We start from the raw sequence: 12863 nt of genomic DNA on the forward strand, positions 1-12863 counted from the left end.
GGTACGCCTAACTCTACCAATCGCCCGCCCGGACGTACGGTTGGGTCCACAGCGTCACCTGCAGGGTGATGCTCTTGAACCACGCGTGGAACATGGCCTCCACTTCCTCCTCGCTGTGTTCCCCGTTCTCGAGGAACTCCCTGATCGTGGCGGTGATCGGGTAGATGAAGGCGATGAGGTACCGGGCGTGGATGTGGGAAACGGCGTCGGCGTCATCAGTTCGATTCTTCTTCTCGCGGGTGTGGCGGCGCCCGATCTCGTACTGGTAGTTCAGCCACTCCTGGTCGTACGGCGGGTTGCAGGTGTCCCGTATCCACTGGCCGAAACGCGCGCGAACCCGATCGAGGTACTCCTCATCCGGATTCCCTTCGCCGTCGGTGAAGTAGTAGACGAGGTGGTCGTTCGCGCCGACGAAGTCGTACCAGAGGTCGAGGATCTCCTCGATCTGGGGTTCGAGTACCTCGCCGGCCTCTCGAAGCGCCTCCTCGTCTCCTTCGTCGAACAGCACCGCCGCCTGCAGTTTCTCGAGGTCCTCCTCGTCGTAGGGCGCCTCGGGGAGCGATTCGTCGCCGTAGTCGTAGCCGGGGATCTCCTGAGCCATCGCGTCACTGACTACCACGGGTGAACCTGTAAATAGAGGAGTAAGAGCCAAGCGAGTAGGTCCACGATATCGAAGCGATGGCGGAAGACCTCTGGGACGTGCTCGGCTGTAAGTGGACCCGCCGGATCGTTTCGCATCTCGCCGAGGGCGAGGCGCGATTCAACGGGATCGAACGCGCCATCGGGACCCCCACGAGCACCCTGTCGGATCGCCTGAAACGCCTCGAATCGGCCGGGATCGTCTCCCGTGAGGTCAAGGACGACTCCCCGCCGGCAGTCCGGTATGGCCTCACCGAGCGGGGCGAGCGACTCGCGGAACTCCTCACCGAGATCGAGCGCCTCGATCAGATCCCGTAGCGCTCGCCGTCGACCGCGAGCGGCTCCTCGAAGGCCTCCTCGGGCGGGTAGAAGTGCGCGAGGTGGACGAGGCGGGTTCGTTCGGCGTCCAGTTCCTCGGCGAGCGACAGGGCTCCCTCGCGGGTCATGTGTTTAGTGCCGAAGGTCCGCGGTACGCCCTCGGGGTCGTGGTGTCGCCCGCCGATCGGGTGGTCCTCACACAGCGAGGCCGGAACGATCGCATCGGCCAACAGGAGGTCCGGATCGGAAAGCACCTCCTTCGAGCGGTCGGGGATGGCGTAGCTGGTGTCGCCCGTCAGCGAGAGTTTCGTGTCCCCCTTCTCGATCGCGAGCCCGTAACAGACCAGCGGCGGGTGGTCGACCGGCACGAGCGTCAGGTCGAACCCACAGCTCCGAACGGTCTCGAAGGGCGCGTGATCGTGGACCGTGATCCGGTCGAGGTAGTCGTACTTCCCCCTGATGGTGTCGGCGACGCTTTCACCCGTTTTCGGGTCGACCTCGTTTGCGGCGTGAACCGGAAGGTCCTCGAACAGCCGGTAGGCGTTGCCCAGCCCGTCGAGGTGGTCGAAGTGGATGTGGCTGATGACCATCGCATCCGGGAGAGGCACTTCTTGCGTGAGAAACTGGTACCGGAAGTCGGGGCTCGCGTCGACCAGCAGCGACTCGCCGGTCTCCTCGTTGGTGACGTGGACGGAGTACCGACTGCGCTCGACGCCGAGTTCGCGGGCGCGCTGGCAGGTCCCACACTCACAGCCCGGCGTCGGGGTGCCGGTGGTGTCGCCGGTCCCCAGCAGCGTTACCTCCATCAGTGGTCGTGATCGTGGTCGTGATCGTGACCCCCGGGATCGCCGCCGGCGACCAGCGCCTCGTGGTCGCCCTCGATCATGTCCAGATCCTTCAGGGTGTCCCGTTCCTCGAAATCTACGACCGCATCGAGCAGGTCCCGCTGGGTCAGCGTGCGGCGGTTCTCGGTCAGGGCCTCGAGGACTGCCTCGCGGAGCACCATCCGCAGGTCGCTCCCCGTGAGTCCCTCGGTCTCTGCGGCGATCTCCCCGGGGTCGAATCCGGTGATCTCCATCTCGCGGGTGATGACGGAGAAGATGTCCGTGCGCATCCCCTCGTCGGGCTTGGGGAAGTTGACGATCTCGTCGAACCGGCGCCACGCCGCCGCGTCGAGTTGGTCGGGGTGGTTGGTCGCCCCGATGAGGAGGACGTCGTCCTGGATCAGGCTTACCTCGTCGATCGATTTCAGCAGGGTGTTCACGGCGCGCTTGATCGCGGCGTGTTCGTCCGAGCGGCGGGTTTTCGCGACGAAGTCGAACTCGTCGATGAAGAGGATACAGGGAGACAGGCGTTTTGCGACCTCGAAGACCTTGTCGACGTTCTTCGCGGTCTCGCCGAGGTACTGCGAGGTGATCATCGAGAGTTTGACCTCCACGAACGGGAGGTCCAGATCGTGTGCGAGCGCCCGCGAGGTGGTCGTCTTGCCGGTTCCGGGCGGCCCGACGAACAGCAGTTTGCCGATCTCGCGCAGCCCGATCTGTGCCAGATAGTCGCGGTGTTCGATGGCCTTGACGATCTTCTCGATCTCGGCTTCCTGCTGGCCGGTCAATACGAGATCGTTGAGGGTCATCTCGATCTCCTCGGGCGCGCGGATGTCGACGAGATCGAGCATCTCCGCCTCCTCCTCGTCGTCGGGATCGAAGTACGTTTCGAGGAGGTTGTCAATCCAGACGCGGTCGGCCTGGATCGGGCGGGCGTTCTCGCGTGCGCGCTCGTAGTCGACGGGCACGTCGATCTCGCGGTCCTCGTAGAAGCCGGAGAGTGTGGGATTGTCTGCGAGTCGTCCCTCGTCGGCACGCTTCCCGAACCACTCCGTTGCGAGATCGGGATCCGAAAGCGCCAGTTCGCCCGAGAACTCCTCGCGCGTGGTAAAGAGGAGGTCCGAGACCGCCTCCCAGGGCTCGTCGACGTCCGTCGCCTCCCGAGCGTTCTCCTCGGTCACCGAGAGCGGTCGCTCGATCGACCCGCCCTGCCAGAACACCTTGCGGTACTCCGCGGGGAGGTCGTTCTCGTCGAAGCGCCGGTCGGTGCTGTAGGCGTGGGCCGTCAGTAGGAACTCGACCACCGAAAGCGCCGGATTGCTCATTCCCAATACCGTTATCGCCCGATATTATTAACGCCATCGACACGCGATTCCGATCGCGCCGTCGGACCGCGCCGACGGCGGTCCGCGACACCCTTTCGTCGCCTCGTGTGCGTACCCTTTTGGGTGCGGCCATCTACCGCCATATATATGGCTTCCCCTGCGCACAGCCTCCTCGAAACCGTCACACGGCGGGCGGCCGTTATCGAGCGTCTCAGTGGCGGTTTGCGCGACAAACGCGAACTCACCGAGGGACTCGACGTCTCGCGACAGACCGTCGACCGGGCTGTCCGTGAACTCGAATCGGTCGCCATCGTCGAGCGCACCGACGAGGGGTATCGACTGACGCTCGTCGGCGAGCTCGCCTACCGGGAGTTCGAGTCGTTGCTCACCGCCTACGAGCGGCTCTGTCTCGCCCGCGACCTCCTCGTGCATCTCCCGCCCGATACCCGCATCGACACCGACGTGCTCGCCGGGGCGACCGTCGTCCACGCCGACCACCGGTTCCCCCGCGAATCCGCCCGCGAACTCGAACGTCTGGTCGAGGGGGCCGACAGCCTCGTTGGCTACTCGCCGATCGCCGTCCCGGAGTACGTCTCGTTGTTCCATCACCAGGTTACGCGGACCGACACCGAGATCGAACTCTTCCTCGACGAACCGCTGATCGAACGGCTCGTCTCGGGCTACACCGAGGAGCTACGCGAGGCGTTTTCGGCCCCGAACTTCACCATGTTTCGGCTCTCGGAATCGCTCTGTCCGAACATGGGGATCGCCCTCGCCGACGGGTCGTCGGTCTGGATCGGCGTCTACGACGACACCGGCAACATCCGCGGGGCGATCACGACCGAGGCCGACGCGGCCGTGGCGTGGGCCCGCGACCGTCTCGAAGCCTGTCGGGAGAACGGCCAGGAGGTCCCCTCGAACTCGGCTGCCAACGAATGAACTCCTCTCCCGGCGCGCGCCGTTGTGCCGCCGTTTAAGGTTCTGCCACTCGAAGCGAGTGTAATGTCATCGGACACCACCCCCGTCGTCGTACAGGCGTTTCGGACCCCGTTCGGCAAGGAAGGCGGCGTCTTCGCGGACGTCCGCAGCGAGGACCTCTCGATCCCGTTGATAAACGAGATCCTCGCCGACACGGGACTCGGAAGCGACGATATCGACGACCTGATGTGGGGCGTCGCCCAACAGCGCGGCCAGCAGGACAACAACGTCGCGCGCGTGATCGCGCTGCTCTCGGAACTTGGCGAGGGAACCCCGGCGACCACGATCAACCGCTGGTGTGCCTCCTCGATGCAGGCGATCATTTCGGCGTCCGATGCGATCCGCGCCGGCCAGCGCGAGGCCGTGATCGCCGGCGGCGTCGAGTCGATGTCGAACGTCCCGATGGACGGCGAGTCCTACGCCCACCTCCACCCGCGGCTCGCAGAGCAGTACAACATCGGCGAACTCGAGATGGGCATGACCGCCGAGAAGGTCGCAGAAACGTACGACGTTTCTCGCGAAGAACAGGACGAGTTCGCGCTGCGAAGCCACCAGCGAGCGGCCGCCGCCACCGACGAGGGTCGCTTCGACGACCAGATCGTCCCGATCGAAACCCCCGATGGGAGCGTCAGCGAGGACGAGGGGATCCGCCGCGACACCGACATGGAGACGCTTGCGGGCCTCCCGACGGTATTCAAGGGAGACGGTACCGTGACGCCCGGCAACGCCTCACAGCTGACCGACGGGGCGGCGGCGACGCTCGTGACCAGCCGCGCCTTCGCGGAGGACCACGATTTAGAGGTTCTCGCCGAAGTCGGCTCGAACAACGTCGCGGGCGTCGACCCCACCGTGATGGGAATCGGGCCGGTCCCGGCGACCGAGGGCCTGCTCGAACGAACTGGTAGAGAGATCGAGGAGTACGATCTGGTCGAGATCAACGAGGCGTTCGCGAGCCAGTGTGAGTACTCTCGGAGAGAGCTCGGGATCGCCGAGGACCGGCTGAACGTCAACGGCGGGGCGATCGCGCTGGGTCACCCGCTCGGTGCAAGCGGTGCGCGCCTGCCCGTGACGCTGATCCACGAACTGATCGAGCGCGACGCCGACCGCGGGCTGGCGACGCTCTGTGTCGGCTTCGGACAGGGTGCGGCGATCGAGTTCTCGCGATAGACCGGTCGGAGTTCGACCGCTGACGGGAGAGCGGCTACTCCCCGAACTGCGCCTGCTCTTGCTCTCGAAGTTCGATCCGGCGGATCTTCCCGCTCGACGTCTTGGGAAGTTCCGAGACGAACTCCACTCGTCGAGGATATTTGTAGGGGGCGGTCTCCTCCTTCGTGAACTCTTGGATCTCCGCTTTCAGTTCGTCGCTCCCCTCGTAGCCCTCCGCGAGGACGACGTAGGCCTTTACGACGTTGCCCCGCTCCTCGTGAGGGCTCTCGACTGCGGCGGCTTCGGCGACCGCCTCGTGAGAGACGAGCGCGTCCTCGACCTCGAAGGGGCCGATTCGGTAGCCCGCCGAGATGATGATGTCGTCTGCCCGTCCCTCGAAGAAGAAGTAGCCCTCCTCGTCGCGACTCGCCAGGTCGCCGGTCCGGTAGTACTCGCCGTGAAAGGTCCGCTCGTCGAGACGGGGTTTCTCGTAGTAGCCGTCGAAAATCCCGGGACACCCCACCGGGACGGCGACCTCGCCGATCTCGCCGTCCTCCACTTCCTCCTCCTGGGTGTCGATGATCGTCGTCCCCATCCCCGGCGTGGGCTTGCCCATGCTGCCGGGCTTGACCTCGATCCCGGGGTAGTTCGTCACGAGCGCGACTGTTTCGGTCTGGCCGTAGCCGTCCCGTGGGATGACACCGAAGGCCTCCTCGATGGCCTCGATGGGTTCTCTATTCAATGGCTCGCCCGCCGACAGCGCGTCCGTCAGTTGAACGTCGTCGTACTCCGAGAGATCGGTCTGCGTGAACATCCGGTACTGGGTCGGCACCGCACACAGCCGGGTGACGCCCTCCTGTTCGATCAGCGAGAGGAATCTATCAGGATCGAACTCGCCGTCGTAGAGCAGTTGGGTCGCCCCCGACGTGAGCGCCACGCCGACGGGGCTCCAGAACCACTTGGCCCATCCCGTTCCGGTGGTCGCCCACAGCAGCTCGGAGTCGAGGTCGGTCTCTTCGTCCAGCCCCCACCAGTAGGGACCGTTGATCCGGTTGAAACAGTGCATCCAGCGGTGTTTGTGAAGGACGGGTTTGGGTTTCCCAGTGGTCCCGGAGGTGTAGTTGATCGTCATCGGGTCCTCGGCGCCCAGATCCGGGCCCTCGAACTCCGCCGTGGACTCGGCCACCAGATCGCTGTACTTGTACCAGCCCTCGGGGCGTTCTTCGCTGTCGACACTGTCCTCGCGACCCTCCGGCGGGCGGCGCGCGCCCCCGAGGACGATCACCCGCTCTACCGGCGTGTCGTCTACGACCGGCTCGACCATCTCGATCAGCGACTCGTGACAGACGATCGTTTCGGCTCCGCAGTCCTCGGCGCGAAACGCGATGTCCTTCGGCTTGAGCATCGCAGAACAGGGCACGAGCACTGCACCCGCCGCGAGCGCGCCCAACTGCACCGAAAAGACGTCAGGGTGGCGCGGAAGCAGGTGCATCACCCGGTCGCCCGTCCCGATCCCGAGGTCCGAAAGCGCGCTTCCAAAACGGTTCATGTCGGCGCGAAGCTCGCCGTAGGTGCGCTCGTTTCGCCCGCCCGACGCGCTGACGAACGCGACCGCCGTCCGCTCGCCGAACGACTCGGCGTGCTCGTGGATCACCTCGGGCAGGTTGTACTCCTCGGGGATCTCCCACTCGAACGCCGCGATTTCTTCCTCGTACTCGAGCGCCATACCTCCCTATCCGAATCCCACACAATAAATCATCGTGCCGCGGGAATCGGACGACTGATCGCTGGATCACGGATCAGTCGTCCGCTGAGGCGGTCGAAACGGTGCCGTCGTCGTTCCAGCCCCGTATCTCGTAATACTCGCTGAGGGCGTCGTCGAACCCCTCCAGTTGGTCGGCATACGGAAGCGTGTCGTCGCTCCGGTCGAACCCGCGGTGGTTGTTGAACTCCCGCTCCATCTCGACGACGCGAGCGCCCACGTCCAGTAGGTCCTCGTACTCCGCCGAGAACAGGTTCTCATACCGGTCGGGATTCATGATCCCCCGCGAGAACCGACAGACGATCCCGCAGTCCTCCAGCGCGCGGGTGTTCTCCTGGCGGGCGATCGCCGCGGGTTTGCCCTCGAACCCGCCCTGCGGGAAGGCGTCGTCCTTGCCGACTAATGGATACTCCCATGCATAGAACGTCGAGTACATGTGGTCCGCACCGCGGTTCGCTACGGCGTAGGCCAGTCCCTGCCCATGCAAGGTTCGACCCTCGTGGCCCGCAAACGAGAGGTGCTTGACCGTCCAGTTACCCACTCCGAGTTCCTCGTGAGCCCGGCTTATCCCCTCGGCGAGTGTATCGCCGATCCCCTTCCGGTGGGCGATCTTCTCGACCGTCTCGTGGATCAACTCGCTATTCCCGAAGGCGTCCTCGCTGGCGAGATACCCTGCGATGGTGTTGCCACAGGAGATGGTGTCGAGGCCGAGCTCGTCACAGAGCTCGTTCGACTGCATCACGTCGACGATGTCGTCGATCGCGCAGTTCGAGCCGAACGCCATGACGGTCTCGAACTCCGGCCCTTCGGTCTCGACGCCGCGCTCCTCGTCCTTCGTCGGGAGCTTGCAGGCGAAGGCACACGCGGAACAGGTCCCCTTCTTGAATTTCTTCTCCTCGACGCGATCGCCGTTGATCCCCTCCGCCCCCTCGAACTGCTGCTCGGAGAAGTAGCGGGTCGGGAGGCCGTTGACCTCGTTCGCCAGGTCCGTCACCGATGTCGTTCCCTGGCGCTTCATGATATGGTCGGTGGTCGCGGCCTCGCGATGGACCTCGTTCTGGACGTCGGGGATCTCGATCTCGGGGTGGGAATCGCCGTCGAACGTGATCGCCTTGACGTTCTTCGAGCCGAGGACGGCACCGAGCCCGCCCCGGCCGAACGCACGCGATTCGGTAGTCATGATCGAGGCGAACTTCACCAGATTCTCGCCGGCGGGACCGATCGCGACGGCGTTCTCCTCGGTGAGGTCGCGTTCGGTCTCGACGTATTCCGTCACCTCCGAGACGAGCGCCCCCTCCAGTTCGGGGACCGGGTCGAACTCGATTCCCTCATCGGTAATGTGGATCGCGACCGGCTCGTCACTTCTTCCCACTAACTCGATCGCGCCGTAGCCCGTTCCCGCGAGGTTCCGGGAGACGAACCCGCCGGCGTTCGAGGAGACGAGCCCGCCCGTCAGCGGCGAGAGGGCGGTCGCGTTCGTCCGGCCGGTGTAACTCATCCGGCTAGCCTGCATCGGGCCGGTCGTGAAGTAGAGCCTGTTTTCCTCCCCGAGGGGATCGGCGTCGAACGGAACCCGATCGAAGGCGAGTTTCGTCCCGACGCCCCGCCCGCCGATAAAGGTCGAAAGAACGTCGTCGATGTCCTCGGTGTCGTGGCTGTGCGCTCCGAGATCGATCGAGAGCAGCGCCCCCTCTGCGTGAAGCATACTCGGTCTTTGCGAGCCCGGCCAATAAAGCTATACAGCCGCCTCACTCGACGGTCGGCGCCGAGGACGTATCGGCGAGCCATCGTTCGAGCTTCTCGCGCGGTGGTGGACCCGTAACGATACTCACGCCGACGAAGAGGACGAGGCTCGTCGCGAGCCCGTAGATGATCGGGAGGTTCGAGCCGAAGCCATACAGCGCCATGCTCGCGACGACCACGAGCGAGCTGCCGACGATCGCCGAGAGCGCTCCCTGCCAAGTCGCCCCCTTCCAGAAGAACGCGCCCAGAATGGGAACGAAGACCGCGCCCGTCAGCAGGTTGTACGCGAGCGTCAGCGCGTTTACCACGTCGCCGATGACGACCGCAGCCCAGATCGAGACGGCACCCAACACGATAATGCCGATCCGGGAGGCGGCGGTGTAGCGCTTCTCGCTCGCGTCAGGGTCGATAAAGCGCCGGTAGACGTCGTTCGTCAACAGCGTACTCGAAGCCAGCAGGGCCGAATCGGCGGTCGACATCATCGCGGAGATGAACCCGGCGAGGATCAGCCCGGAGAGGCCGACCGGGACGGTTTCGAGGACCATCGTCGGCAGCGCGAGGTCGGGGTTCTCGATCGCCGGGAACAACACGAGCGCGATCATGCCCAACAGTGCCGTCGCGATCCCGTAGACGACCGCGTACGCCCCTGTCGCGATGTTGCCGACCCTCGCCGTACGGGGGCTGTCGGCGGTGAAGACCCGCTGCCAGATGTCCTGACCGATCATGATTCCGAGGAAGTACAGCAGGAAGTAGGTGAACACCGTCTCAAGGCCGATTCCGGTGGGACTGAAGTAGGAGGGATCGAGTTCGCTCGTCAGTCCGGAGATCCCGCCGACCTCCATGAGTCCCAGCGGCAGGGCGAGCGCGAAGATCCCGACGGTCATGATCAGCCACTGGAAGAAGTCGGTGATCGTCACCGAGAGCATCCCACCGAGGGCCGTGTAGGCGACGACGATAGCACCCGCGACGACGGTCATCTCGGTGAGGCCGTACCCCGAGAGCGCGCTCAAAACCGTGCCGATCGAGATCACCTGCGTGATGGCGATCGTCAGCGCGTAGACGCCCGCGACGGCCGCGCCGACGGTTCCCGAGTACGTGTCGAACCGGCGTTCGAGCACCTCGCCCAAGGTGTAGGCTTTGAGGTTCGCCAGTTGGGTCGAGATGAGCAGGCCGACCGCGGCGACGCCCAGCCCGAGCCAGACGACGAGCCACGCCCCGGAGATCCCGTACTGGTAGCCGAGCCCGCCACCCCCGATCGTCGAGGCGCCCCCGAGGATCACCGCCGACATCACCGGGACGTACATCCATAGCGGAATCGATCGCCCCGCGACGAGATACTCCTCGAGCGACCCCGAACGGCGATATCCCCAGTAGCCGACGCCGACCATCCCGATGAGATAGAGCACGACGATCCCGCCATCGATGGGTGACGCTACCATAGGTCGACTGTCAGAGCGACCCGTATAGATACGTCGATCCCGGGCGACGGTCGTTGGTCGACGGGCGGGGTTCGATTGCGCCCCCGTCCGATCACGGAACGTATAAGCGGCCGCCCGCCGCCACTCCCGACATGACCGGCCCCGACGAGACCGGGACGGAGGTCGAGCGATGAGCGAGGACTCGCCCGCCGCGCGCTTTCGTGAGCGGGTTCCCGAATCGAACGTCGAACTCGCCTACGCCGGGCTCAACACCTTCCTGAAGGGCGAACCCCGCGACGTCGAGGACCTCTCGGGGGTCGACGTCGGCGTGCTCGGCGCGCCCTACGACGGCGCGGTGAGCAACCGCCCCGGGACGCGCTACGGCCCCGAGGCGATCCGGCGGGCCAGCGCGTGGTGGGCGTACCTCTCGGGGTACAAGGGCGGGCTGACGAACATGGGGACGGGAGAACAGGTCGACTTCTCGAACCTGTCGGTCGCCGACTGTGGCGATATTCCCGTCTTTCCGATGGACCGCGAGACGACTGCGGAAAGCATCACCGCCCACGTCGCGACGGTCGCCCAACGGGCGTTTCCCGTGCTGCTCGGGGGCGATCACTACTGTACGTACCCCTCCTTCGAGGGCTTCGCCGAGGGGATCGACGCCGATTCCGTAGGGCTGGTCCAGATCGACGCCCACACCGACACCGTCGCGGAGAGCGCCGTCTTCGGCGAGCACTTTCACGGATCGAGCACCCACCACATCGCGGATTCGGAGTACGCGGAGTACGAGAATGTCAGTCAGGTCGGGATCAGGGGCTACGAGAGCCCAGACTTCTTCGACTTCGCCGACGAGGTGGGACTGAACCTCTACACGATGAACGAGGTGCGCGAGGAGGGAATTCGAGCGATCACGGGGCGGGCGGTCGAAGCGGCCGCCGAGGGAACGGACGCGGTCTACGTCACCTTCGACATCGACGCGGTCGATCCGTCCGTGGCTCCCGGCACCGGGACGCCGGTTCCCGGCGGGCTCTCCGCACAGGAGGCGCTTTCGACGATGGACGTCCTCGGGAGTAGTGAAGCGGTCGGCGCGGTCGACCTGATGGAGGTCGCGCCGACCTACGACCCGACCGAGGGGACAGGGCGGTTGGGAGCGTACCTGCTCGTTCGGTTTCTCGAGCAGAAGTTCGCCGCCGAGTAGGTTGCGACCGTCGGCACGGTTCCACCGTCTGTTGGCGGTCTCCGGTCGCGCTGACGATCCCGCACCCACTCGCATACACGATTATTGGATGCGGGAGCTACCCGTGTATCGCCCCGACGACGCGAGCCACAGAGGAGACGAATCGCCGTCAGCCACAGTAGTATCCTACTAGTAAGGTAGTATTCTGATCCGTCGGCCGTGCGTAGTTCGATCGACCCGTGTTCAGGAACTACCTCCGAGACGACGATGGCGGACCGATCGACGACGAACAGCGTCGGGTCGGGAGGGAGATCCAGCGCCGGACCGGACCGACGTTCCACGTGGCGACGCGGCTGTTGCCACCCCGCTATCGCGAGCCGACCTACGTGCTCTATGGTTTCTTCCGCATCGCCGACGACGTCGTCGATACGACCGTGGAGACCGATCCGAGCGCCCAGCGGGCCGAACTCGAGCGGATCCGTACCGCGGTGCTCGGCGACCGAGCGGTCGAGGAGCCCGTCCTGCGTGCGGTCCGGGCCCTGCGCCGTGAACACGACATCCCCGCCGAGGAAATCGACGTCTTCCTCGACGCGATGGAGCGGGACGTCTCGGAGACGCGCTACGAGACCTACGAGGACCTGGAGACGTACCTGCGCGAGTCCGCTGTCGCCGTAGCGTACATGATGCTCGCGGTGCTGGATCCCACTCAAGGCGAGGCGGCGCGACCCCATGCGAAGGCGCTCGGCGAAGCGTTCCAACTAACCAACTTCCTCCGGGACGTCAAAGAGGACATCGACGAGTACGGTCGGGTCTACCTCCCCCGCCGGACGCTCCGGGCCCACGGGGTGAGCGAGGCCGACCTCGCGTCCGGGCAATTCTCGCCGGGGTTCGCCGCCGCGATGCGGACCGAACTCGAGCGGGCCGAACGGCTCTACAGAAAGGGGGTCGTGGGTATCCGATATCTCCCGGAGGACTCTCAGTTCGCCATCGTGCTGGCGGCCGTCCTCTACGCGGAACACCACCGCCTCATCAGGGTCAACGGCTGGGACGTGCTCTCTACGCGGCCGGAACTCGGGACGACGACGCGGCTGAAACTGGTGGCTCGGACCTGGTGGCGCTGGCGTCGCGACCCGGATCCCGAGGCAGTGTTCTACGACGTCAGTGCGGTTTCGGAGTCGTCCGGAGCGGCGATACCGGACTCGACGCCGAACCTCGAACGCCGTCCGGACGAAACCCGGCTCTCGTCTCGGTAGAGCGCGGGAGGAATGAAAGAGGGCGCAGACCGAGCTCGACGCGGCGGGTTTCACGCCTCCTGACTGGGTGGTGTGGAAACCCGGTTCGTCTGTGAGGACTTCCATCGCGTTCAGAATCTCCGGTTGATGACTGGCGCGTATTTCGAGAGCGTTGTGGAAATTTACGAAGCATTGTCGGAGCAGGCACCGCGGCCGTGAGGAGCGAAGCGACGAGCGGTTTTTTCGAGGAGATTTTTACAAGCGTTTCGAGCGACCGGAGAGCGAGGACCCACAGTAAAAA

At 65.1% G+C, this 12863-nt stretch carries 11 protein-coding genes; 5 read left to right on the forward strand and 6 right to left on the reverse strand.

Going from position 1 to position 12863, the window contains the following annotated elements; translation table 11 throughout:
* Positions 1 to 13 precede the first annotated feature (13 nt).
* On the reverse strand, positions 14 to 619 hold the full coding sequence (locus tag HAPAU_RS05515; RefSeq protein ID WP_245634037.1) for a protoglobin domain-containing protein: 606 nt from the start codon (positions 617 to 619) through the stop codon (positions 14 to 16).
* 59 nt (positions 620 to 678) lie between these two features.
* On the opposite strand from HAPAU_RS05515, the gene HAPAU_RS05520 reads away from it, so the two are divergent.
* Positions 679 to 957 (forward strand): winged helix-turn-helix transcriptional regulator, encoded by a 279-nt coding sequence (locus HAPAU_RS05520; protein ID WP_066380496.1) that lies wholly within the window; start codon positions 679 to 681, stop codon positions 955 to 957.
* Here the strand turns inward: HAPAU_RS05520 and HAPAU_RS05525 are convergent.
* Both HAPAU_RS05525 and HAPAU_RS05530 read right to left on the reverse strand, forming a co-directional pair.
* Positions 945 to 1763, reverse strand: coding sequence for an MBL fold metallo-hydrolase (locus HAPAU_RS05525; RefSeq protein WP_066380498.1), 819 nt, complete (start codon positions 1761 to 1763; stop codon positions 945 to 947). The two genes, HAPAU_RS05520 and HAPAU_RS05525, sit on opposite strands and share 13 nt — an antisense overlap.
* On the reverse strand, positions 1763 to 3106 hold the full coding sequence (locus tag HAPAU_RS05530; protein ID WP_066380500.1) for an ATP-binding protein: 1344 nt from the start codon (positions 3104 to 3106) through the stop codon (positions 1763 to 1765). Before HAPAU_RS05530 ends, HAPAU_RS05525 begins: the two co-directional genes overlap by 1 nt.
* Before the next feature lie 147 nt (positions 3107 to 3253).
* On the opposite strand from HAPAU_RS05530, the gene HAPAU_RS05535 reads away from it, so the two are divergent.
* Positions 3254 to 4045 (forward strand): helix-turn-helix transcriptional regulator, encoded by a 792-nt coding sequence (locus HAPAU_RS05535; protein ID WP_066380501.1) that lies wholly within the window; start codon positions 3254 to 3256, stop codon positions 4043 to 4045.
* A 63-nt stretch (positions 4046 to 4108) separates the two neighbouring features.
* Positions 4109 to 5251: a thiolase family protein gene (locus tag HAPAU_RS05540; protein WP_066380503.1), complete on the forward strand. Its 1143-nt coding sequence runs from the start codon at positions 4109 to 4111 to the stop codon at positions 5249 to 5251.
* A 34-nt stretch (positions 5252 to 5285) separates the two neighbouring features.
* On the opposite strand, the gene HAPAU_RS05545 is transcribed toward HAPAU_RS05540, so the two are convergent.
* From HAPAU_RS05545 to HAPAU_RS05555, 3 genes are all read right to left on the reverse strand, one after another.
* Positions 5286 to 6956, reverse strand: coding sequence for an acyl-CoA synthetase (locus HAPAU_RS05545; protein ID WP_066380504.1), 1671 nt, complete (start codon positions 6954 to 6956; stop codon positions 5286 to 5288).
* A gap of 73 nt (positions 6957 to 7029) precedes the next feature.
* Positions 7030 to 8697, reverse strand: coding sequence for an aldehyde ferredoxin oxidoreductase family protein (locus HAPAU_RS05550; RefSeq protein ID WP_066380505.1), 1668 nt, complete (start codon positions 8695 to 8697; stop codon positions 7030 to 7032).
* Between the two features lie 43 nt (positions 8698 to 8740).
* Positions 8741 to 10174, reverse strand: coding sequence for a sodium:solute symporter (locus tag HAPAU_RS05555; RefSeq protein ID WP_066380507.1), 1434 nt, complete (start codon positions 10172 to 10174; stop codon positions 8741 to 8743).
* 169 nt (positions 10175 to 10343) lie between these two features.
* Between HAPAU_RS05555 and HAPAU_RS05560 the strand changes: the two genes are divergently transcribed.
* Complete coding sequence (locus HAPAU_RS05560; protein WP_066380509.1) at positions 10344 to 11351, forward strand: agmatinase family protein; 1008 nt, start codon at positions 10344 to 10346, stop codon at positions 11349 to 11351.
* Positions 11352 to 11608: 257 nt separating this feature from the next.
* Positions 11609 to 12583, forward strand: a complete 975-nt coding sequence (locus HAPAU_RS05565) for a phytoene/squalene synthase family protein (RefSeq protein ID WP_066381910.1) — start codon at positions 11609 to 11611, stop codon at positions 12581 to 12583.
* Positions 12584 to 12863: the final 280 nt, after the last annotated feature.

It is taken from the genome of Halalkalicoccus paucihalophilus, assembly GCF_001593955.1.
Taxonomy (GTDB): domain Archaea; phylum Halobacteriota; class Halobacteria; order Halobacteriales; family Halalkalicoccaceae; genus Halalkalicoccus; species Halalkalicoccus paucihalophilus.

What these genes read in the sequence shown, in the direction of transcription:
- HAPAU_RS05535 (WP_066380501.1), top strand. Translation starts at nt 3,254, where the DNA reads ATGGCTTCCCCTGCGCACAGCCTCCTCGAAACCGTCACACGGCGGGCG.
- HAPAU_RS05545 (WP_066380504.1), bottom strand. Translation starts at nt 6,956, where the DNA reads ATGGCGCTCGAGTACGAGGAAGAAATCGCGGCGTTCGAGTGGGAGATC.
- HAPAU_RS05555 (WP_066380507.1), bottom strand. Translation starts at nt 10,174, where the DNA reads ATGGTAGCGTCACCCATCGATGGCGGGATCGTCGTGCTCTATCTCATC.
- HAPAU_RS05525 (WP_066380498.1), bottom strand. Translation starts at nt 1,763, where the DNA reads ATGGAGGTAACGCTGCTGGGGACCGGCGACACCACCGGCACCCCGACG.
- HAPAU_RS05560 (WP_066380509.1), top strand. Translation starts at nt 10,344, where the DNA reads ATGAGCGAGGACTCGCCCGCCGCGCGCTTTCGTGAGCGGGTTCCCGAA.
- HAPAU_RS05550 (WP_066380505.1), bottom strand. Translation starts at nt 8,697, where the DNA reads ATGCTTCACGCAGAGGGGGCGCTGCTCTCGATCGATCTCGGAGCGCAC.
- HAPAU_RS05540 (WP_066380503.1), top strand. Translation starts at nt 4,109, where the DNA reads ATGTCATCGGACACCACCCCCGTCGTCGTACAGGCGTTTCGGACCCCG.
- HAPAU_RS05520 (WP_066380496.1), top strand. Translation starts at nt 679, where the DNA reads ATGGCGGAAGACCTCTGGGACGTGCTCGGCTGTAAGTGGACCCGCCGG.
- HAPAU_RS05530 (WP_066380500.1), bottom strand. Translation starts at nt 3,106, where the DNA reads ATGAGCAATCCGGCGCTTTCGGTGGTCGAGTTCCTACTGACGGCCCAC.